Origin of the sequence: Geodermatophilus sp. YIM 151500, from assembly GCF_025716945.1 — a bacterium.
Lineage (GTDB): Bacteria > Actinomycetota > Actinomycetes > Mycobacteriales > Geodermatophilaceae > YIM-151500.
In genome coordinates this window covers 25,149-47,512 of record NZ_JAOVZT010000019.1, presented here as the reverse complement: position 1 = coordinate 47,512, position 22,364 = coordinate 25,149, and the positions used below count along the sequence as shown (strand labels likewise).

General features: G+C 75.8%; 15 protein-coding genes. 14 read left to right on the top strand and 1 reads right to left on the bottom strand.

Annotated features, from left to right (window positions below; genetic code table 11):
* Positions 1–51: 51 nt before the first annotated feature.
* From OF117_RS20945 to OF117_RS20910, 8 genes are all read left to right on the top strand, one after another.
* Entirely contained in the window at positions 52–3,312 is a 3,261-nt protein-coding gene (locus OF117_RS20945) for a heavy metal translocating P-type ATPase (RefSeq protein ID WP_263554795.1), read from the top strand.
* Between the two features lie 30 nt (positions 3,313–3,342).
* Complete coding sequence (locus tag OF117_RS20940) at positions 3,343–4,110, top strand: flavin-containing monooxygenase (protein WP_263554794.1); 768 nt, start codon at positions 3,343–3,345, stop codon at positions 4,108–4,110.
* Between the two features lie 10 nt (positions 4,111–4,120).
* Complete coding sequence (locus OF117_RS20935; protein WP_263554793.1) at positions 4,121–6,847, top strand: helix-turn-helix transcriptional regulator; 2,727 nt, start codon at positions 4,121–4,123, stop codon at positions 6,845–6,847.
* Between the two features lie 49 nt (positions 6,848–6,896).
* Positions 6,897–8,126: an NAD(P)/FAD-dependent oxidoreductase gene (locus tag OF117_RS20930; RefSeq protein WP_263554792.1), complete on the top strand. Its 1,230-nt coding sequence runs from the start codon at positions 6,897–6,899 to the stop codon at positions 8,124–8,126.
* Positions 8,127–8,217: 91 nt separating this feature from the next.
* Positions 8,218–9,558: a type I glutamate--ammonia ligase gene (gene glnA, locus OF117_RS20925; RefSeq protein WP_263554791.1), complete on the top strand. Its 1,341-nt coding sequence runs from the start codon at positions 8,218–8,220 to the stop codon at positions 9,556–9,558.
* A 298-nt stretch (positions 9,559–9,856) separates the two neighbouring features.
* Positions 9,857–10,597, top strand: a complete 741-nt coding sequence (locus OF117_RS20920) for a type 1 glutamine amidotransferase (protein ID WP_263554790.1) — start codon at positions 9,857–9,859, stop codon at positions 10,595–10,597.
* Positions 10,598–10,681: 84 nt separating this feature from the next.
* Positions 10,682–13,792, top strand: a complete 3,111-nt coding sequence (locus tag OF117_RS20915) for a bifunctional [glutamine synthetase] adenylyltransferase/[glutamine synthetase]-adenylyl-L-tyrosine phosphorylase (RefSeq protein ID WP_263554789.1) — start codon at positions 10,682–10,684, stop codon at positions 13,790–13,792.
* A 50-nt stretch (positions 13,793–13,842) separates the two neighbouring features.
* The gene (locus OF117_RS20910; protein WP_263554788.1) at positions 13,843–14,217 is read left to right on the top strand and encodes a CDGSH iron-sulfur domain-containing protein; all 375 of its coding nucleotides are present in this window, start codon (positions 13,843–13,845) and stop codon (positions 14,215–14,217) included.
* A 24-nt stretch (positions 14,218–14,241) separates the two neighbouring features.
* On the opposite strand, the gene OF117_RS20905 is transcribed toward OF117_RS20910, so the two are convergent.
* The gene (locus OF117_RS20905; protein ID WP_263554787.1) at positions 14,242–15,258 is read right to left on the bottom strand and encodes an iron-containing redox enzyme family protein; all 1,017 of its coding nucleotides are present in this window, start codon (positions 15,256–15,258) and stop codon (positions 14,242–14,244) included.
* 233 nt (positions 15,259–15,491) lie between these two features.
* On the opposite strand from OF117_RS20905, the gene OF117_RS20900 reads away from it, so the two are divergent.
* From OF117_RS20900 to OF117_RS20875, 6 genes are all read left to right on the top strand, one after another.
* On the top strand, positions 15,492–17,270 hold the full coding sequence (locus OF117_RS20900) for a bifunctional metallophosphatase/5'-nucleotidase (RefSeq protein ID WP_263554786.1): 1,779 nt from the start codon (positions 15,492–15,494) through the stop codon (positions 17,268–17,270).
* 95 nt (positions 17,271–17,365) lie between these two features.
* Positions 17,366–18,523: a hypothetical protein gene (locus OF117_RS20895; protein WP_263554785.1), complete on the top strand. Its 1,158-nt coding sequence runs from the start codon at positions 17,366–17,368 to the stop codon at positions 18,521–18,523.
* A gap of 145 nt (positions 18,524–18,668) precedes the next feature.
* Positions 18,669–19,085 (top strand): VOC family protein, encoded by a 417-nt coding sequence (locus OF117_RS20890; RefSeq protein ID WP_263554784.1) that lies wholly within the window; start codon positions 18,669–18,671, stop codon positions 19,083–19,085.
* Between the two features lie 268 nt (positions 19,086–19,353).
* Entirely contained in the window at positions 19,354–21,510 is a 2,157-nt protein-coding gene (locus tag OF117_RS20885; RefSeq protein ID WP_263554783.1) for a carbon starvation CstA family protein, read from the top strand.
* Positions 21,507–21,719: a YbdD/YjiX family protein gene (locus tag OF117_RS20880; RefSeq protein WP_263554782.1), complete on the top strand. Its 213-nt coding sequence runs from the start codon at positions 21,507–21,509 to the stop codon at positions 21,717–21,719. The genes OF117_RS20885 and OF117_RS20880 overlap by 4 nt, the downstream gene beginning before the upstream one ends.
* A gap of 23 nt (positions 21,720–21,742) precedes the next feature.
* Positions 21,743–22,282 carry a DUF1353 domain-containing protein gene (locus OF117_RS20875; RefSeq protein ID WP_263554781.1) on the top strand — a complete coding sequence of 180 codons (540 nt, stop codon included), beginning with the start codon at positions 21,743–21,745 and terminating at the stop codon, positions 22,280–22,282.
* Positions 22,283–22,364: the final 82 nt, after the last annotated feature.

Sequence of the window (22,364 nt, the reverse complement as noted above, 5' to 3'; positions counted from 1 at the left end):
GCCCCGGATCGACGCTGCCGGCCGCTGGAACAGCCCGACGAGGAGATCCCCATGACGACGACGGTGCCGCCCACCCCGGCCACCGGGACCCCGGTGGTCCAGACCTGCGCGCTCGACATCGGTGGCATGACCTGCGCGTCCTGCGTCGCGCGCGTCGAGAAGGCCCTGCAGCGGCTGGACGGCGTCCTCGACGCCCGCGTCAACCTGGCCACGGGGACGGCGACGGTCGACCACGACCCCACCCGCGTGGGGACGGCGGACTTCGCGCGGGCCGCGGAGGCGGCCGGCTACACCGCCACCCCGCGCCGCGACGAGGCGACCACCGCGCCGGACGCCGACCGGCCCGGCCCGGCCGACGCGGATCCGCGCGACGCCGAGCTGGCCGGCCTGCGGCGCCGCTGGCAGGTCGCCCTGACCGCGGGCCTCGGCCTGATGGTGCTGATGTACGTGCCGCTGCCGATCGACGCCATGGACTGGCTGATGCCGGCGATCCTGGTCGTCGCGACCGTCGTCCAGTTCTGGGCCGGCCGCGGCATCTACACCGCCGCCTGGGCGGCCGCCCGCCACCGCGCCACCAGCATGAACACGCTGGTCGCCCTCGGCACGCTGGTCGCCTACGGCTACAGCGCCTTCGTCACCCTGTGGCCGGCGGCGGCCGAGCGGTGGGGCCTGCCGCTGCACGTCTACTACGAGACGTCGCTGGTGATCGTCGCCCTGGTGCTGCTGGGCCGGTGGATGGAGGGGCGGGCGAAGAAGCGAACGGCCGCCGCGATCACCGCCCTCGTCGGCCTGGCACCGCGGACGGCCCGCGTCGTCCGTGGCGACGTCGAGGTAGACGTGCCGGTCGAGGAGGTCGCCGTCGGCGACCTGGTGCGCGTCCGCCCGGGCGAGAAGGTCCCGGTCGACGGCGTCGTCACCGCGGGCGCCTCCACGGTGGACGAGAGCATGCTCACCGGCGAGCCCCTGCCGGTCGAGAAGTCCGTCGGCGACTCGGTGATCGGCGCCACCCTCAACCGCACGGGATCGGTGCTGCTCCGCGCCACCGCGGTCGGGGCCGATACGACCCTGGCGCAGATCGTCCGGCTGGTCGAGGACGCCCAGGGCTTCCGGGCGCCGATGCAGCGGCTGGCCGACCGGGTGTCGTCCTGGTTCGTGCCCGCCGTGCTCGTCGCCGCCGTCCTCACCTTCGCCGGCTGGGCCCTGTTCGGCCCCGACACCGGGCGGCTGACCATGGCCATCGGCACGACGATCGCCGTCCTGATCATCGCCTGCCCGTGCGCCCTCGGGCTGGCCACGCCGACCGCGGTCATGGTCGGCACCGGCCGCGCCGCGGAGCTCGGCATCCTCGTCGGCGACGGCGAGGCGCTCGAGACGGCGAAGCGGCTGACCGCCGTGGTGCTCGACAAGACCGGCACGATCACCCGCGGCCGGCCCGAGGTCACCTGGGTCACCACGGCCGGAACCTGGCGGGAGGACGACGTGCTGGCGTTGGCCGCCGCGGCCGAGACCGGCAGCGAGCACCCGCTCGGCGAGGCGTTGGTCGCCGCCGCCCGCGGGCGCGGGCTGGCGGTGCCCGCCCTCGGCGCGTTCGAGGCGCTGCCCGGCGCCGGCATCGAGGCCACCGTGGGTGCGCACCGCGTGCGCATCGGCAACCACGCCCTCATGGCCGCCGCCGGGATCGACGTCGCGCCGCTGACCGCCGCCGCCGACGCGGCCGCGCGGGCGGCCGCCACCCCGGTGTACGTCGCCGTCGACGGCCGGCCGGCCGCGCTGGTCGCCGTGGCCGACCCGGTCCGGCCCGAGTCGGCCGAGGCGATCGCCCAGCTGGAGGCGATCGGCCTGCAGGTGTGGATGCTCACCGGCGACACCGAGGCCACGGCCCGCGCCGTCGCCGCCGAGGTCGGCATCGCGAACGTCCTCGCCGAGGTCCGGCCGTCGGACAAGGCGGCCCGGGTGGCGGCGCTGCAGGCCGAGGGCCACGTCGTCGCCATGTGCGGCGACGGCATCAACGACGCCCCGGCGCTGGCCCAGGCCGACCTGGGCATCGCCGTCGGCACCGGCACCGACGTGGCCGTCGCCGCCTCCGACGTCACGCTCCTCGGCGGCGACCTGCGCGGCATCGTGTCGGCGATCGCGCTGTCCCGGCAGACGGTCACCACGATCAAGCAGGGCCTGGCCTGGGCGTTCGCGTACAACGTGCTGCTGATCCCGGTGGCCGCCGGGGCGTTGTACTGGGCCGACGGCCTGCTGCTCGACCCGGTGCTGGCCGCGGCGGCGATGGCGATGAGCTCGGTCAGCGTGGTCACCAACGCGCTGCGGCTGCGCGGCTTCCGGCGCCCGACCGGCGTCGCGGAGATCCTCCGGCCACCGCTGCGGACCCGGCTCGGCCAGTACGCCTTCCTCGGCACGGTCGCCGTGGCCGCCCTGGCCGTCGGCGCCGGCCTGACCGCGCTCAGCCGCACGGACGCCGCCTCGCGCGGGATGAACGGCGTGCTCGCCTGGACCCAGTCCACCGGCATGCCGATGCGCCCGGCGATGAGCACGATGATGACCGCGGAGATCGACCCGGCCGCGGCCGATGACGCCGGCGTCGCCGTCCGCATCGACCTGCCGGACGACGTCCGTCCCGGGGAGCCGGCGCTCGTCGTCGTCCGCCTGATCGACGCCGCCACCGGCGAGCCGGTGGCCGACCTGTCCCGCAGCCACGAGGTGTGGGCGCACCTCATCGCGACCCGCGCCGACCTCGGCACGTTCGCGCACGTGCACCCCGAGCCGACCGGCCGGCCCGGCGAGCTCGCCGTCGAGCTGGTGTTCCCGACCGCCGGCACGTACCGGATCGACACCGAGTTCCGGCTCCGGGGCGAGATGGGTGACCTGCACGACGCGCAGACCGTGCGCATCACCGGTGCGGAGCCCGCGCCGGTCACCCTCGCGGCCGGTCCGCGCACCCAGGTCGTCGACGGCATCCGCGTCGAGTTGTCCGGCGATGCCGTGGCCGGGCGCGAGAGCGAGCTCGCCTTCTCCTTCACCGACGCCGCCACCGGCCGGCCGGTCGACGACCTGCGGCCCTACCTCGCCGCCGCCGGCCACGTCGTCGTGATGCCGGCCGACGGCAGCGCCTTCGCCCACGAGCACGCCGACGTCGAGGACGCCGACGGCGATCCGGTGTTCGCCCTCCCCGGCCAGGAGTTCGGCCCGCAGCTCGACGTCCACACCGAGTTCGCCACCCCGGGCGTCCACCGGCTGTGGGGCCAGTTCCGGACGGCGGACGGCGACGTCCTCACCGTGCCCTTCACGGTCGAGGCCCGCTGACCCCGACACGCTCCCGAGAGGATGCCCTCCGTGACCACGACATCCCCCGCCGAGACCCTCGACGTCCTCGTCGTCGGCGCCGGTCAGGCCGGCCTCGCCCTGGGCCGGTACCTGCAGCAGCGCGACGTGCGCTTCCTGCTGGTGGACGCAGGGGAGCGGACCGGCGACGTCTGGCGGTTCCGCTGGGACTCGCTGCGGCTGTGCACCGCCGCCGAGCACGACTCCCTGCCGGACCTGCCCTTCCCGGGCGACGCCGGCACCTACCCCGGCAAGGACGACGTGGCCGACTACCTGGAGCGGTACGCGGCGACCCCCGACCTGCCCGTGCGGCTGCGTACCCGCGTCATCCGGCTGCGCCGGTCCGGCGACCACTTCGCGGCCGAGACCCCGACCGGCACCCTGCGGGCCCGCCAGGTCGTCGTCGCCACCGGGCCGTTCTCGGTCCCGCGCGTCCCGGCCCTCGCGCAGCACCTGGCGCCCGAGGTGGTCCAGCCGCACAGCTCGGCGTACCGCCGTCCGGGGCAGCTTCCGGTGGGCCCCGTGCTCGTCGTCGGGGCCGGCAACTCCGGGGTGCAGATCGCCGAGGAGCTCGCGGCCGCCGGCCGCGAGGTCGCCCTCGCCGTGGGGAGCCGCCCGCGGGCGGTGCCGCAGCGTCCGCTCGGCCGGGACCTGTTCTGGTGGCTGACCCGCACCGGGCTGATCCGCGCCTCGGTGGACTCACGGCTCGGCCGCCGCCTGAGTCGCAGGCGCACCGCCCGGCGCCGGTGTGCAGCCGGCGCCGGACCCTGCCGGTTCTAGGCTCGCCCGCGTGCTGCAGGGGCGGGAGGACGAGCGGGCGCGCGTCGACGCGCTGCTCGCCGACGCGGCCGCCGGACGCGGTGGGGCTCTCGTGCTGCGCGGTCATCCCGGCGTCGGCAAGTCGGCCCTGCTGGCCGACGCGGTCGCCCGGGCCGAGGGCATGACCGTCCTGCGCACCCAGGGCATCGAGTCGGAGTCGCCGCTGGCCTTCGCCGCGCTGCAGCGGCTGCTCCGGCCCGCCCTGGGCTGCACGGACCGGCTGCCGGCGCCGCAGTCGACCGCCCTGCGGGCCGCCTTCGGCGAGATCGCCGCGGGCGACGCGGACCGGTTCCTGGTGTTCCTCGCCGTGCTCAGCCTGCTCGCCGAGGCGGGCGAGCAGGCCCCGGTGCTGGCGGTGGTGGACGACGCACACTGGCTCGACGACGCCTCGGCGGCCGCCCTGCTGTTCGTGGCGCGCAGGCTGCAGGACGAGCGCGTCGCCCTGCTCTTCGCCGCCCGCCACGGCGACGTCCGGGAGTTCGACGGCGGCGACCTGCCCGGCCTCGTCCTCGCCGGGATCGATCCCGTGGCCGCCGGGGCGCTGCTCGCCGAGCGCGCCGGTGTGCCCGTGCCGGTGGACGTGAGCCGCGCGCTCGTCGAGGGCACGGGCGGCAACCCGCTGGCCCTGCTCGAGCTCACCGATGCCCTCCCGGCCCGGCAGCTGACCGGCGCCGAACCCCTGCCCGCCCGGCTGCCGCTCACCACGGGCGTCGAGCGGGCCTTCCTCGACCGCTACCGCCGGCTGCCGGCGTCGGCGCAGGCAGTGCTGCTCGCCGCCGCCGCGGACGACTCCGGACGGCTGACCACGGTTCGTGCGGCCGCGGGCGCGCTGGGCGCCGACGACGAGGGGTGGGCCGCCGCCGAGCGGTCGGGGCTGGTGCGCGTGCAGGACGGCTCGGTCGACCTCCGCCATCCGCTGGTCCGCTCCGCCGTCTACGGCGCGGTCACCAGCGTGGAGCGACGGCGGGTGCACCACGCGCTGGCGGCGACGATGACCGGCGCGGCCGATGCCGACCGCCGCGCCTGGCACCTCGCGGCCTCGGTGGACCGGCCCGACGAGGCCGTCGTGGCCGAACTGGACCGGGCCGCCGAGCGCGCGGTGCACCGGGGAGGCCACGAGGCGGCCTCGGCATCGTGGGAGAGGGCCGCCGAGCTGTCCGAGGGCGAGGCGCGTGCCGAGCGGCTGCACCGCGCGGCCTCCTCCGCCTGGACGGCGGCCCAGCCGCAGCGCGCCCGGGTGCTGGCCGAAGCCGGCCTCGCCCTGGTCCCCCGACCCACCCTGCGGGCGGACCTGCGCCGGCTGCAGGGGCACATCGAGTTCAACACCGGCTCGCTGGACACCGGCTACCGGATCGTCGTGCAGGCCGCCGCCGAGGTCGCCGCGTCGGACGCCCGCCGGTCGGCCGACCTGGCCATGCTGGGCGCGGCACTGGCCGCGGTCGGTGCGCGGTCGGCCGGGGTGCGGCCCGGCCCGGCCGAGCTCGTCCGGGCCGTGGCACCGGACGCACCGGTGCACGACCGCTGCCTCGCGGACCTGACCCGCGGCCTCGACGCGGTGTCCCGCCGCGCCTGGGCCGAGGCGGCACCCGCGATCTCGCGGACGATCGCGCTGGCCGACGAGCTCGACGACGACGCCGACTCCGAGCTGCTGGTCAACGTGGCCGTCGCGACGTGGTACGTCGGGGACGACGCGGCCGCCTTGCGACTGCAGGGCCGGCTGCTGGCCGCCGGCCGCGCCGCTGCCGCGCCGATGGTGATCCTGCACGCACTGACCCGCCGGGCGTTCAGCGAGATCACCACCGGCAACTGGCGGGCCTGCACCGCGGGCGCCACCGAGTCGCTGCTGCTCGCGGAGAACTCGGGGCAGCCGGCGCTGGCCGCGCTGCCCCACGCGCTGCTGGCCCTGGTGGCGGCGCTCCGCGGCGGCGCGGACGGTGGGGAGCATCTGGCCGCCGCGGAGCGGATCGCCGCCGAACGGTCGCTGGGCGTGCTCGCCGGGCTCGTGCGCGACCTCGTCCGCTGGACCCGGGGGGCACTCGCCGACGGTGACGCGGCGCTGCACCAGTTCGCGCAGATCGGGCTGCCCACCGTGCGGCAGATGGCCGCGGTCGACCGGCTCGAGGCCGCCGTCCGAGCAGGGCGCCGCGACGCCGCGGCGGACTGGGTGGCCGAGCTGGCGGCCTTCGCCGATCCGACCGGCACCGGCTGGGCGCACGCCTCGGTCGAGCACGGCCGGGCCTTGCTGGCCGACGGCGAGGTCGCCGGTCGCCACTTCGAGCGGGCCCTGGAGCACCACGCCCGGTCGCTGCGCGCCCCCGACCGCGCCCGCACCGAGCTGGCGTACGGCGCGTTCCTGCGCCGCGCCCGCCGGCGCGTCGACGCCCGGGCGCACCTGCGGGCCGCACTGGAGACGTTCGAGGACCTCCGCGCCGAGACGTGGGCCGAGCGCGCCCGCCAGGAACTGCGCGCGTCGGGGGAGACCGCGCGGCGCCGCGACATCTCTGCCGCCACCACGCCGGAGCTGACCCCGCAGGAGCGGCAGGTCGCGGCGCTGGTCCGCGAAGGTCTGTCGAACCGCGACGTCGCGGCACGGCTGTTCCTCAGCCCGCGCACGGTCGACTTCCACCTGCGCAACGTCTTCGCGAAGCTCGGGGTGACCAGCCGGACGGAGCTCGTCGCCCTCGCCCTCGACACCTGAGCGCCCGCTCCGACCCCGGCGCTCCCCACCGTCCGAGGAGGTGCCCGCCGTGGCCGCAGCCGCTGCGTACGTGATCGTCGGGGCGGGTCTCGCCGGTGCCAAGGCCGCCGAGACGCTGCGCTCCGAGGGCTTCGACGGCCCGGTCGTGCTGCTGGGCGACGACCCGGAGCGGCCCTACGAGCGGCCGCCGCTGTCCAAGGGCTACCTGCTCGGCTCCGCGGAGCGGGACGGCGCGTTCGTGCACGACGCCGGCTGGTACGCCGGGCACGACGTCGAGCTGCGCACCGGTGTCCGGGTGGCGTCGCTGGACCTCGCGGCGCACGCGGTCGTCCTGGCGTCGGGCGAGCGGCTGACCTGGGCGCGCCTGCTGCTGACCACCGGCGCCGCACCGCGCCGTCCCGACCTCCCCGGAGCGGACCTCGGCGGCGTCCGGTACCTGCGCACCCTCGCCGACTCCGACGCGCTGCGGGCCGACCTCACCGCCGGCGGACGGCGGGTGGTCGTCGTCGGCGCCGGGTGGATCGGCCTCGAGGTGGCCGCCGCCGCGCGCACCCACGGCAACGACGTCACCGTGGTAGAGCCGCGGCCGACGCCGCTGCACGAGGCCCTCGGCCCGACCATGGGCGAGGTGTTCGCCCGGCTGCACCGAAATCACGGGGTCGACGTGCGCACCGGCACCGGCGTGCGCGAGATCGCCGGTGCCGACGGCGGGGTTCGTGCGGTGCGCACCGACGACGGGCAGGAGCTGCCCGCCGACCTGGTGGTGGTCGGGGTGGGCGTCGTCCCGAACACCGCCCTGGCCGAGGCGGCCGGGCTGGACGTCGGTGACGGCGTCGTCGTCGACGCGGCGCTGCGCACCTCGCACCGCGATGTGCACGCCGCCGGCGACGTCGCCGCCGTGTGGAACCCGTACGCGGGGCGGCACCTGCGGGTCGAGCACTGGGCCAACGCGCTGAACGGCGGACCGGCCGCCGCGCGGTCCATGCTGGGCCAGCCGGTCACCTACGACCGGGTGCCGTACTTCTTCACCGACCAGTACGAGCTCGGCATGGAGTACTCCGGCCTGGGGCGGCCGGACGACGACGTCGTCGTCCGGGGCCGGGTCGACGACGGCGAATTCGTCGCGTTCTGGCTGCGCGACGGTCGGGTGGTGGCCGGCATGAACGTGAACGTCTGGGGTGTCACCGACGAGATCCAGGGCCTGGTCCGGTCCGACCGGCCGGTGGACGTCGACCGGCTGACCGATCCGGACGTGGCCCTGGGGTCGCTGCTGGGCTGATCCGCGCGCCGGTCGTGTGCGATCGGGCGGCACGGGGCAGGCTGGGGCTGTCGTCACACCTGCGAAACGAGGGAACGCGATCATGGCCGGCATGGACCGTCAGCAGGAGTTCGTCCTGCGCACCCTCGAGGAGCGCGACATCCGCTTCGTGCGGCTGTGGTTCACCGACGTCACCGGCTACCTGAAGGCGGTGGCCGTCGCCCCCGCCGAGATCGAGGCGGCGTTCGCCGAGGGCATCGGCTTCGACGGCTCGGCGATCGAGGGCTTCGCCCGCGTCTACGAGTCCGACATGCTGGCCAAGCCGGACCCGGGCACCTTCCAGGTGCTGCCGGCCACCCAGGGCCGGGCCAGCGACACCGCGCGGATGTTCTGCGACATCACCCTGCCCGACGGCTCCCCGGCGTGGGCCGACCCGCGGCACGTGCTGCGCCGGGCACTGGGCAAGGCCGCCGACATGGGCTTCACCTTCTACACCCACCCCGAGGTGGAGTTCTTCCTGCTCAAGGACCTCCCGGCCGACGGCAGCCCGCCCGAGCCGGCCGACACCGGCGGCTACTTCGACCTGTCCACGCACAACGTGGCGCACGACTTCCGCCGGGAGGCGGTCTTCGCGCTGGAGGCCATGGGCATCTCGGTGGAGTTCAGCCACCACGAGGTCGCCCCCGGGCAGCAGGAGATCGACCTGCGCTACGCCGACGCGCTGTCGATGGCCGACAACATCATGACGCTGCGGCACGTCGTCCGGGAGGTCGCCCTCAGCCAGGGCGTGCACGCCACGTTCATGCCCAAGCCGTTCACCGACCTGGCCGGGTCGGCCATGCACAGCCACCTGTCGCTGTTCGAGGGCGACCGCAACGCCTTCCACGACGCCGCCGACCCGATGCGGCTGTCGACGACGGCCAAGCAGTTCATCGCCGGGATCCTGCACCACGCGCGGGAGTTCACCGCCGTCACCAACCAGACGGTCAACTCCTACCGCCGGCTGCTGGCCGGCACCGAGGCGCCGACCGCGGCCACCTGGGGTCGGGCCAACCGCTCGGCGCTGGTCCGGCTGCCCTCCTACAAGCCCTCGAAGGCCAACTCCGCCCGCGTCGAGGTGCGCTCGCCGGACTCCGCCTGCAACCCGTACCTCACCTTCGCGGTGCTGCTCGCGGCCGGGCTGCGCGGCATCGAGAAGGGCTACGACCTGCCCCCGGAGGCCGAGGACGACGTCTGGTCGCTCACCGACACCGAGCGCCGCGCGGCCGGCTACGAGGACCTTCCGGTGTCGCTGGGCGACGCGGTGGCCGCGATGGAGGGCAGCGAGCTGGTCGCCGAGACGCTCGGCGAGCACGTGTTCGACTTCTTCCTGCGCAACAAGCGCGAGGAGTTCGCCGCCTACCGGCGCAACGTCACGCCGTTCGAGCTGCAGCGCTACCTGCCCACCATGTGAGCGAGGCCGGGCGCCCGCGGCCGGGCGCCCGCGGCCGGGCGCCCCGCGTCCGGGCTCCTCGCGTCCGGCGCCCCGCGGTCGGGCGCCCCGCGGTCGGGCTCCTCGCGGTCGGGCTCCTCGCGTCCGGCGCCCCGCGGCCGGGCGCCCCGCGGACGGGCGCCCCGACGGCTCTTGCGGTGTTCCCTGCACTCCGGCGGCGCTGCAAGACCGCAAGAGTGCAGGGGAGACCGCAGGAGCGCCGGGGAGTGGCGCGGCGTGCGCGCGGGACGATGCCGCGGCGCGAACTACCCTCGGCGGCGTGCCTGCACCCGCCCGCCTGCTCGTCGTCGTCCCCAGCGACACCGATCCGCCCGCCCGGCTGGGGGAGTGGCTCCGCGACGCCGGACTGGACCTCGACGTCCGCCGGAGCGACGCCGGCGACCAGCTGCCGGCCGACCTGAGCGGCCACGACGGGCTGGTGGTGCTCGGCGGGCCGCAGTCGGCGCTGGACGACGAGGCGACCAGCCCCGAGCTGACCGGCGTCCGGCAGCTGCTGCGGCAGGCGCTGGCCGGCGACGTGCCGACCCTGGCGATCTGCCTGGGCGCCCAGCTGCTCGCCGAGGTCGGTGGCGGCCGGGTGCGGAAGGGCGTCGACGGCCCCGAGGTCGGCGCCACGCTCGTGGCCAAGCGGGACGCCGCCGACGACGACCCGGTGTTCGGCCCGCTGCCGCTCTCGCCGGACGTGCTCCAGTTCCACCACGACGAGATCGCCGAGCTGCCGGCCGGCGCCACGCTGCTGGCCAGCAACCCGTTCTACGCGAACCAGGCCTTCCGCGTGGGTCGGCACGTCTACGGGCTGCAGTTCCACATCGAGACGACACCGGAGATCGTCGAGGAGTGGGCCACCCGCGACGAGATCGGCGTGGCCGCCAGCCCGTTCGACCGGGAGACGATCATCGCGCGCGCCGCCGCCGTCCACCCGGACCTGGAAGAAGTGTGGGCGCCGTTCGCCGCGCGCTTCGCCGCGCTGGTCCGGTCCCGCGCGCGACAGGCGGCCTGAGGGCGACGTGGCCGGGCTCCCGAGGTCACGCACGGGCACGGCACCGTCGGTCACGACGCCGACGAGCGCCGGCGAGGGGAAGCCGTGACCAGCGCCGACACCGAGGTGCCGCGCCGGGCCGTCGTGCGGCTGGCCCGCTTCGGCTTCGACGACGGCGCCCGCGCCGCCCGGCTGCTCTCCGACCCGGCGCTGGGCCTGTGGGACCTGGAGGCCAACGAGCCGGCCGACCCGGAGGCCGGTGCGGTCGTCTCGGCGCTGGCCCGCGCGGGTGACCCGGACCTCGCCGTGCTGTCGCTCAGCCGGCTGGTCGAGTCGCTCGACCGGGCCGACCCGACGGGTGGGCAGGCGGCGGCGCTGCTGGCCGGCCTGCGCGGGTCGGGTCTGCTGCGGGCGCGGCTGCTGTCGGTGCTCGGCGCCAGCGCGGGGCTCGCCGACCACCTGGTGGCCAACCCCGACGACTGGACCGTGCTCGACGAGGACGACGAGGGCGTGCCGCGCGGCGGCGAGCGGCCCACGGCGCGGCGGCTGGAGCGCGACCTGCTCGCCGCGGTCGGCGCCGATCCCGACGACCCGCCGTGGGGGGTCCGCCTCGGCCGGGCGGCCCCGGACGCGGACCCGCAGCGGGTGGCGGCCCTGCGGCTGGCCTACCGGCGCGCCGTCCTCTCCCTGGCCGGGCGCGACCTGGGCGACGGGCTGCCGCCCGACGAGGTCGCCGAGGAGCTGGCCGACATCGCCGCCGCGGTGCTCACCGCGGGCCTCGCCCTCGCCGTCGCCGAGCAGCCGGAGGGCGCCGCGCCCTGCCGCCTGGCGGTCATCGGGCTGGGCAAGTGCGGCGGCCGGGAGCTCAACTACGTCAGCGACGTCGACGTCGTCTTCGCCGCCGAGCCGGTCGACCCCACCGACGCAGAGGCGCCCGCCGTGGCCAGCGCGACCCGGGTCGCGGCCGCCCTCATGCGGATCTGCGGCCAGGCCGCCTGGGAGGTCGACGCGGCGCTGCGGCCCGAGGGCAAGGCCGGTGCCCTGGTGCGCACCGTCGCGGGGCACGAGGCGTACTACCGCACCTGGGCCAGCACCTGGGAGTTCCAGGCGCTGCTGAAGATGCGCCCGGTCGCCGGCGACCCCGACCTCGGGCGCGGCTACGTCGACGCGCTGTGGCCGCTGGTGTGGGAGGCCGGTGACCGGCCCGGCTTCGTCGGCGAGGTGCAGGCGATGCGCCGGCGGGTCGAGGCGCACATCCCCCCGGCCCAGGCCGAGCGCGAGCTCAAGCTCGGCCGCGGCGGGCTGCGCGACGTGGAGTTCGCCGTCCAGCTGCTGCAGCTGGTGCACGGGCGGGCCGACACCTCGCTGCGGACCGGCGGCACGCTGCCCGCGCTGGCCGCGCTGTCGGCCGGGGGCTACGTCGGCCGCGACGACGCCGCCACGCTCATCGCCTCCTACCGCTTCCTGCGCACCGTCGAGCACCGGCTCCAACTACTGCGGCTGCGGCGCACCCACCTGCTGCCCACCGACGAGCAGCAGCTGCGCTGGCTGGCCCGCTCGCTGGGCTACAAGCCCGACCACCGGGGCGACGCCGTGGCCGTGCTGCGGGCCGAGCTCGCCCTGCACACCCGCGAGGTGCGGCGGCTGCACGAGAAGCTGTTCTACCGGCCGCTGCTGTCGGCGGTGGCCCGGGTGCCCGGCGAGCGCCTGTCGCTGGGGTCGAAGGCGGCCGGGGACTGGCTGCGCGCGCTCGGCTTCGGCGACCCGGACGGCGCGCTGCGCCACCTCGGCGCGCTGACCGGCGGGGTGTCGCGGACGGCGGCCCTCCAGCGGCTGCTGCTGCCCGTCCTGCTGCAGACCTTCGCCTCCTGCCCCAACCCCGACGCCGGCCTGCTGGCCTACCGGCAGGTGAGCGAGGCGCTCGGCGGGGACCAGTGGTTCCTCCGCCTGCTGCGCGACGAGGGGCAGGTGGCCGAGCGGCTGGCCCAGCTGCTCGGCTCCAGCCAGTACGTGGCCGGTCTGCTCACCCGGACGCCCGAGGCGCTGCGCATCCTCGCCGACGACGCAGAGCTGGAGCCGCGCTCGGCGGACGCGCTGACCGGCGCGTGGGGGCAGGCGGCCGGCCGGGCGGCCGACCCGCAGGCGGCGGTCCGCGTGCTGCGCGGGCTGCGCCGCCACGAGCTGCTGCGGGTCGCCTGCGCCGACCTGCTCGGCCGGCTCGACGTCGTCCGGGTCGGCACGGCGCTCACCGACATCGCCGTCGCCACGCTGCGGGTGGGTCTGGACGCCGCCGTCCGTGCGCACGCGCAGGAGGCCGGGCTGGACCCCGCAGACCTGCCGATGGACCTGGCTGTGATCGGCATGGGACGGCTCGGCGGCGGCGAGATGGGCTACGGCTCGGACGCCGACGTGCTGTACGTGCAGCGCCCGCGCGCCGGCGCCGACGAGGACAAGGCCGCCGCCGCGGCGAACGCCGTCGCGCACACCCTGCGCCGGCTGCTGGCCGAGCCGGCGCCCGACCCGGCGTTCGAGGTCGACGCCGACCTGCGCCCCGAGGGCCGCCAGGGCTCCCTGGTGCGGAGTCTGTCGGCCTACCGCGAGTACTACGAGCGCTGGGTGTCGGTGTGGGAGGTGCAGGCGCTGCTCCGCGCCGTGCCGGTCGCCGGCGACCCCGGACTCGGCGCGGCCTTCGTCGCGCTGGTCGACCCGCTGCGCTACCCGGCCGACGGGCTGAGCGCCGAGCAGGTGGCCGAGATCCGGCGGATCAAGGCGCGGGTCGAGCGGGAGCGGTTGCCGCGCGGGGCCGACCCGGCCACGCACACCAAGCTCGGCCGGGGCGGGCTGGCCGACGTCGAGTGGACCGTGCAGCTGCTGCAGCTGGGCTCGGCGGCCGAGCTGCCGCAGCTGCGGGTCGCCACCACGGTGGCGGCGCTCGAGGCGTGCCGCGCCGCCGGCCTGCTGACCGGCGAGCAGGCCGATGCGCTGCGCGAGGCGTGGGACCTGGCCAGCCGGGCCCGCAACGCGGTGTTCCTCGTCCGCGGGCGGCCCAGCGACCAGCTGCCGCGGCCCGGGCCCGAGCTCGCCGGGGTGGCCCGCGCCTGCGGCTACGGCCCGGACGACGACCCCGGCCGGTTCGTCGACGACTACCGGCGGGCCACCCGGCACGCCCGCTCGGTCGTCGAGCAGGTCTTCTACGACCGTCCACCGACGGGGTGAGCGGGGTTCCGCCGGGTGTGCGGAGCGGCGGTGCGGGGCACGACGACCGGGTGTCCCGGCCCCTGCCCGACGATCCGACCGACGCCCCGACCGACGCCCCCACCGACCACCCGGCCGACGCCGCCCTGCCGGAGGCCGGCCCGGCCGGCCACGACGACGGGCACGACGACCCGCTCGCCCGGACGGGCGCCACGATCACGCCCTACCGCGACGGGCCGCTCCTCGTGCGCGGTGACTTCCGGCTGGTCGACCAGGACGGCACCGAGATCGACCCCGGCCGGCGGACCGTCGCCCTGTGCCGCTGCGGCAAGTCGGGTATCAAGCCGTTCTGCGACGGCACGCACAAGCGCGCCGGGTTCGTCGCCGGCAGCGCCCCGCGCCGGCCCCGCCCGGCGTCGCGCCTGGGGGCGGCCGACCGCGGGTGACCGCGGCCGGCCGTGCCCGCCGGGTCAGGCCGCCGTCGGCTCGGGTGCGCCGTACAGCGCCGACCGGCCGGCCTCCCAGGCGCCGAGCAGGTGGGTCGCCGCCAGGCCGTCCACGGCCAGCGAGCAGCCGGCGCCGAAGAGCACGTCGGCGGCGAGCGACGGGTCCTCGTCCACCAGCGACCCGCACATGTCGCTCGCGGCGATCTGCTCGTGCACCGCGTCGGCCTCGACGTGCTCGTCGTAGAAGACCGTCGTCCGCGGACCGAAGCCCAGCCGGCGCAGCCCGGACGAGTACCGCCGGCTCGGCTCGGACGACGTCATCTCCACCGCGGCCAGGTGCCCGAGCGCGGCCGCGCGCCACCGGCGGTGCAGGCCGAACAGCGACATGGTGTTCACCGAGGCGAACGCCACCGCCGGGGCGTCGTCCCACAGCGCGCCGTAGGCGGCGTCGAGGCCGAGGTCGCGCATGAGCCCGGCGAACAGCTCGCTGTGCATGCGCTCGGCCGAGCCACCGCCGTACTCGTCGGCCTGGATCTCCACCATCGCGGCCTTCGCCCGACCCGACAGCCGGGGGACGGCGAAGGTGTGCGGGTCGGCCTCCTTGAGGTGGTAGACCGAGCGGACCGTCAGGTACTCCCGCCACTGCCCGAGGCTGCCGTGGCGCGCCAGCCAGCGGGACAGCGAGGGCCCGTCGTCCGCGGCGATCACCGCGGACAGCTGCACGTCGACGGGGTCGTCGGAGACAGGCACCGCGGGCACGAGCGCGCGCAGCGCGGTGGTGTGCCGCTCCTCCAGCACCCGGCGGACGCCGATGAGCCCGGGCGACCACTCCCACTCGTCGGCGACGTCGTCGAAGCCGCGGTAGTGCAGCTCGTAGCAGACGGCGAGGGAGAGCTGCAGGTCGTCGTCGAGCAGCGGATCGGTCGCGGTGGCGGCCACCGACCGGGCGAGCTCGGGGGTGGTCGCGGCGAGATCGGTGCCGGTCGCCAGGTCGGCGCGCAGGGCGGCGCTGAGCGGGCCGCGGGGCTCGGGCAGTCGCATGCCGCCGTCCTTGCCCAGGACGGCGCCCGACGATGCCCCGGCGCGATCCGTTCACCCGGTGGCGGTGGGCACATGCCCGAGGGCGGCCGGCAGACCGACCGCCGGTGGTCGCACGGGATCCACCCGCCGCACGGAGCGCGGACGCCGGCGCGGGGGTTGACGCCCGGTGAGTGCGGGAAGGTGCCGACCGTCCCGAGGTCCTCCCGTCCGCATCGTCGTCCGGAGCGCTCCGCATGCCAGGTCCAGGCCTCCGCCGCGTCGCCGCGGCCGCTGTCGCAGTCACCACGACGTCCGCCGTGCTCGTCGCCGGCGTCGCCCCGGCCTCGGCCGGCAGCCCGGGCACCGCGGCGCAGGGGCCGCCCGCCGTCGACGTCCAGCTGCTGGCCCTCAACGACTTCCACGGTGCGCTGGAGCCGCCCGCCGGGTCCGGCGGTCGCATCCAGACGGGGGTGGACGCCGCCGGCGCGCCGGTGACCGTCGACGCCGGCGGTGCGGAGTTCCTGGCCACCCGGCTGACGGCGCTGGCCGAGCAGCAGCGGAAGCAGAACACCGTCACCGTCGCCGCGGGCGACCTGATCGGCGCCTCGCCGCTGCTGTCGGCGGCCTTCCACGACGAGCCGACGATCGAGGCGCTCGGCCTGGCCGGCCTGGACTACGCCAGCGTCGGCAACCACGAGTTCGACGAGGGCGCCGCGGAACTGCTGCGCATGCAGGACGGCGGCTGCCACCCCGTCGACGGCTGCGCCGACGGCACCCCCTTCGAGGGCGCCGATTTCCGGTACCTGTCGGCCAACGCCTTCCTCACCGGGACCGGGGAGCCGCTGCTCCCGCCGTACGCCGTGCACGAGGTCCAGGGCGTGGAGATCGGGTTCATCGGGATGACCCTCGAGGGCACCGGGCAGATCGTCAGCCAGGAGGCCGCGGCGGGCCTCGGCTTCGCCGACGAGGTGGAGACCGCCGACCGGTACGTCGCCGAGCTGCGGGAACAGGGGGTCGAGGCGATCGTCGTGCTGCTCCACGAGGGCGGCGTGCAGACCGGGGCGACCGCCTGGGACGTCAACGGCTGCAGCGGGCTGAGCGGGCCGATCGTCGACATCGCCGCCGGGATGGACGACGCCGTCGACGTCATCGTCAGCGGCCACACGCATACGGCGTACAACTGCGAACTGGACGGCACGCTCGTCACCAGCGCCAGCTCGAACGGCCGGCTGGTCACCGACATCGACCTGAGCATCGACCGCCGCAGCGGGGAGGTGCTCACCGCGGCGGCCGAGAACGTGGTCGTCACCCGCGACGTGGCCGCCGACGCCGAGCAGACCGGGTTGATCACCCGGTACCGCGAGGCGCTCGGCCCGATCGCGAGCGAGGTCGTCGGCGCGACGGCGGAGCCGCTCACCCGCGCCCAGGAGCAGCTGTTCCAGTCCGGCACCGCGCCCGACGGCACGCCGACCTACGCCCTCGGCGAGTCACCGCTGGGCAACGTGATCGCCGACGCGCAGCTGGCCGCCACCGACGACGAGGCCGGCGCCGTCGCCGCGTTGATGAACCCCGGCGGCGTCCGCGCGGACCTGGACGCCGGCGAGGTGACCTACGAGGAGGCGTTCACCGTCCAGCCGTTCGCGAACAACCTCGTCACCCTCGACCTCACCGGCGAACAGCTGCGCTGCGTGCTCGAGCAGCAGTTCCAGGTCGGGCGGACGCTCTACCCGTCGGCGTCGGTGTCCTACGTCGTCGACCCGGCCGGCGCCAGCGCGCCGGTCGGGGCCGATCCGTGCACCGGCACGCGTGTCGTCGGCGGCAGCCTGGCGATCGGCGGCACCGCCGTCGACCCGGCCGCGACCTACCGGGTCACCGTGAACAACTTCCTCGCCGGCGGGGGCGACGGCTTCACCACGCTGACCGCCGGCACGAACCCGGTGACCGGGCCGATCGACCTGGACGCGTTCACCGCCTACCTGGGCGCGGGGGAGCCGGTCGCCGCGCCGACCGACGACCGCATCCGCCTGCCGTAGCCGCGAGGAACCCCCGGCGTCGCATGACGATCCGGTGGCGTCGCGCGCCCCCCGGTTTCGCCGTCCGCCCGGTGCGGAACGGCACGGTCGTGGATGTGAGAACGACGACCGGGACCGGCCCGCGAGCGCTTCGCCGCCTGGCCGCCGTCGGGGGCGCCGCGGCGCTCGCCGGGTGCGCGGCGGGTACCGGGGGCGCGGCGGGTGCGGGTGGCGCGGTCGGCCCGCCGGGGGACGCCGCCGGGACGACGACCGTCGCGGCCGCTGCGACGCTGCTGGGCGCCGGCACGACCGCGGGCGACCCGATCGAACCCCTCGGCGAGCCGGGGACGCAGCCCCGCGAGGCCGGCGGCTTCCCCGACGGCGGGGGACCGGTCGCCGCCCTCACCGATGTCCGGGCGGCCGGCCAGGCGACCTTCGACCGCGTCGTGCTCGAGTTCGACGAACGGGTGCCCGGCTACCGGGTGGCCTACGTCGAGCCGCCGGTCACCGAGGACGGCTCCGGCGCCCCGGTCCAGGTGGCGGGCTCGGCCTTCCTGGAGATCCGGGCCACCCCGGCCTCCGGCGTCGACCTGTCCGGCGAGCAGCCCCGCCGGACCTACCCCGGTCCCGACCGGCTGGACCCGCCGCTCGCCGGGGTGGTCACCGAGGTCGTGAGGACCGGGGGCTTCGAGGCGATGGCGGCCTGGACCGTCGGCGTCGAGGAGCGGGTGCCCTTCGGCGTCGCCGTCCTGCAGGACCCGCCCCGGCTGGTGGTCGACGTGCGGCACCCGGGCGACGGCGGCGGCGGAACGCTCGGCGCGACCTGCACCAACCCGGCAGGGTTCCGCGTCGGCTACCCGTCGGACTGGTCGGTCAACGCCGGGGAGACGGTGCCCGCGTGCAGCCGGTTCGCGCCGGACGACTTCGCCCTGCCCGTGGCGTCCGACGTCCGCGTCGCCGCGATCGCCCTCTCCGTCGAGCCGGTCGCCTTCGACCGGGTGACCGGCGAGCGACCCGGTGAGGTCTCCCGCGAGCGGCTGACGGTCGACGGCCGGGACGCCGTCCGCACCGAGCAGGTCACCGAGGGCGGGCTCTGGCCCGCCGGCACGCCGCTCACGACCTACGCGATCGACCTGTCCGACGGTACGGACGGCGCGCCCCGCACGCTGGTCGCCGACACGGTGGGGCTGCCGTGCTTCGACCACCGGCGCAACGTCGAGGTGCTCGACGCGATGGTCGGCACCCTCGACCTGGATGCCGGCAGCGCGCGCTGACACCGGGCCCCCCGCGCGGCGCCCCGGCGCCGCGTCGTACCTCCCTTTCCCGGCGCGCGGTGGCGCGCGAGGATCGAGCGGCCGTGCCGGCTCCGGGATCCGTGCGACGACGGCGGCCTGGCCGGCCATACCGGAGGAGTGCCAGGTGGACTGGAAGCTGGAAGTCGTCCTGGTCCCGGTCACCGACGTGGACCGGGCCAAGCAGTTCTACGCGGGAAAGCTCGGCTTCCGCGAGGACACCGACTACCGGGCGGCGGAGGACTTCCGCGTCGTCCAGGTCACCCCACCGGGGTCGGCGTGCTCGATCGTGTTCGGCGCCGGCATGCCCGGCGGGCCGCCGGGGTCGCTGAAGGGCAGCCAGTTCTCCGTCGCGGACATCGAACAAGCCATCGCCCAGCTCGACGCGGCCGGCGTCGGGCACAGCGGGCCGGTGCACTTCGTGGACGGCGTGATGACCCCCGGCCCCGACCCGCAGCGGCAGGACTACGCGACGTTCCTGTTCTTCGACGACCCGGACGGCAACACCTGGTCGGTGCAGGAGGTGCGCACCCCGGCCCGCTGACCACCCCGTCCGGCACGACCGGACGGCGGTTCGGGCCTGCGTGCGGACCTCCGGGCGCGGTCACGGCACCTCGCGCACCGGATCCCGCATCCGGCCCGGCTCCACCGAGCGGACGGGTCGAGGGCTTGTCATGCTCCCTTCGTCCACGGGACGGCCCCGCGCCGTCCGGCATGCAGGGAGGGCGCCCATGTCCACCACAGCCAGCAGGTCAGACGCCGGCGGGGCCCCTCCCGCACGAACCGGACGCCGACGTCCGTCCGTCCGCACGGTGGTCGTCTGGACGGCGGTGGCGGTCGTGGGCGCCACCGCCTGGACCGTCCTGGCCCTGGCGCGCGGGGAGACGGTGTCGGCCCTGTGGATGCTGTTCGCCGCGCTGTGCTCCTACGCGATCGCCTACCGCTTCTACGCGCGGTTCATCGCCCGCCGGGTGCTCCAGGTCGACGACCGACGGGCCACCCCGGCCGAGCGCCTGCACAACGGCATCGACTTCGACGTGACCGACCGCCGGGTGCTGTTCGGGCACCACTTCGCCGCGATCGCCGGCGCCGGACCGCTGGTCGGACCGGTGCTGGCCGCCCAGATGGGCTACCTGCCCGGCACCACCTGGATCATCGTCGGCGTCATCTTCGCCGGTGCGGTGCAGGACATGACCGTCCTGTTCTTCTCGATGCGCCGCAACGGCAAGAGCCTCGGCCAGATGGTCCGCGAGGAGATCGGGATCGTGGGCGGGATAGCGGCGCTCATCGCCGTCTTCGCCATCATGATCATCATCCTGGCCGTGCTCGCGCTGATCGTGGTGAACGCGCTCGCCGAGTCCCCGTGGGGCGTGTTCTCCATAGCGCTCACCATCCCGATCGCGCTGTTCATGGGCGTCTACCTGCGGGTGCTCCGCCCGGGCCGGGTGCTCGAGGCCACGGCCATCGGGGTCGTCCTGCTGCTGCTGGCGGTGGTCGGTGGCGGCTGGATCGACGGCACGGGCCTGGCGGAGGCGCTCACGCTCTCCAAGGAGTGGCTGGTCCTGGCGCTGGTGCTCTACGGCTTCGTGGCCTCGGTGCTCCCGGTCTGGTTGCTGCTGACGCCTCGCGACTACCTGTCGACGTTCATGAAGATCGGCGTCATCGTCCTGCTCGCCATCGGGCTGCTCATCGCCCGGCCGGTGCTGCAGGCCGACGCCGTCACCGAGTTCGCCAGGGAGGGCACCGGGCCGGTCTTCGCAGGTTCGCTGTTCCCGTTCGTCTTCATCACCATCGCCTGCGGTGCGCTCTCGGGCTTCCACGCCCTGATCTCCTCGGGGACGACGCCGAAGATGGTGGCCAAGGAGAGCCAGGTCCGGCTCATCGGCTACGGCGGCATGCTGATGGAGTCCTTCGTCGCGATCAGCGCGCTCATCGCGGCGGTGGTCATCGACCAGGGCCTCTACTTCGCGATGAACGCGCCGGCCGGGGCCACCGGCGGGACGCCGGAGACGGCGGCGGCCTACGTGAGCGGGCTCGGGTTCCCCACCACGGCGCAGGACCTCGCCGCGGCGTCGGCGGCGGTGCAGGAGCCGAGCCTGGTGTCCCGCACGGGCGGTGCCCCGACCCTGGCCGTCGGCATCGCGAACATCCTCTCCGACGCCTTCGGCGCGGGGATGGCGGCCTTCTGGTACCACTTCGCGATCATGTTCGAGGCGCTGTTCATCCTCACCGCGGTCGACGCCGGCACCCGGGTGGGTCGGTTCATGCTGCAGGACACGATCGGCAACGTCTGGAGGCGTTTCGGTGACCTGTCCTGGCGGCCGGGCAACATCATGGCCAGCGCCGCGGTGGTCGGCTTGTGGGGCTACATACTCTACGTCGGCGTCACCGACCCGCTCGGCGGCGTGAACCAGCTCTTCCCGCTGTTCGGCATCGCGAACCAGCTGCTGGCCGCCATCGCGCTGACCCTGGTCACGGTGCTGCTGATCAAGCACGGAAAGGTCAAGTACGCCTGGGTGACCGCCGTCCCGCTCGCATGGGACCTCACCACGACCATGACGGCGAGCTTCCAGAAGGTGTTCTCCTCCGACCCGGCGGTCGGCTACTTCGCGCAGCGGGCCCGCTATGCCGAGGCCCAGGACGCCGGGGAACTCCTGGCGCCGGCGCAGACGCCCGAGCAGATGGACCGGATCGTCTACAACTCGACGCTCAACGGGATCCTGCAGGCGGCCTTCGCGCTGCTCGTCGTCGTGGTCGTGGTGAACGCCGTCGTCGTGATCGCCAGGGCGCTGCAGGCCCGCGGCCCGGTGCCCACCACCGAGGAGCGGGCCGTGCCGTCGGACATCGTCGAGCCCTCCGGCCTGTTCGCCACGGCGGAGGAGAAGCGCGCGATGGCGGAGCACGAGCGGCTGGTCGGCGCGGGTGCGCGGAGCCACGGCACCTTCACGGAGGAGGGCCCGCCGCGGTGACCGGAAGGATCACCACCGACGTCCGGACGGCCGCCGCCCGTGCCTGGCGCGGGGTGCGCTGGTACCTGCGCGAGTTCAGCGGCGAGGCGCGCTGGGACGAGTACCTGCGGCACTGCGCCGAGCACGGTCACGAGCCGATGAGCCGGCGCGAGTTCGAGCGTCACCGGGCCGACGCGCAGGAGCGCAACCCGGGCGCCCGCTGCTGCTGACCTGGCCGGTGCGACAGTGCGGCATGCCGTTCGTCAGCGACACGCTGGTCGTCGAGCGCGTCGACGAGAGGTGGTGGCGGACCCGCGAGCCCCTGGTCTACCTCGGCCGCCGCGACCGGTTCGTCGTCCCGGCCGGCCTGCTCACCGACTTCGCCACGGTGCCCCGGGTGGTCATCTGGCTGATCCCGCAGTTCGGCCGGTACACGATGGCGGCCGTGCTGCACGACTGGCTGGTCACCGAGGGCCTGCGCTCGGGCGTGGTCACCTCGCGGCAGGCCGACGGCATCTTCCGGCGGGTGATGCGCGAGCAGGGCGTGCCCGTGGTCCGGCGCTGGCTCATGTGGGCCGGCGTCCGCCTCGGTGCCCTCACCCAGCCGCGGCGCCGGGTGGGCTGGGTGGCCAGCGCACCTGGCGTGATCGTCATCTCGGTCCTCGCGGCACCGGTCGTGCTGCCGCCCGGCGTGCTGATCGCCGTCATGTTGACCGTCTACGGCCTGGTGGAGCACCTGGTCTCGCTCATGACGCGGCGGCCACCCACCGACGTCCGCTCGCTGCGCACCTGATCACGGAGGCGCCGTCCGGCGCCGTGCAGCGCCGCCGCGCCACCAGCCTTGACGCGGGCGGCGCGCGTCGTCAGGGTGACCG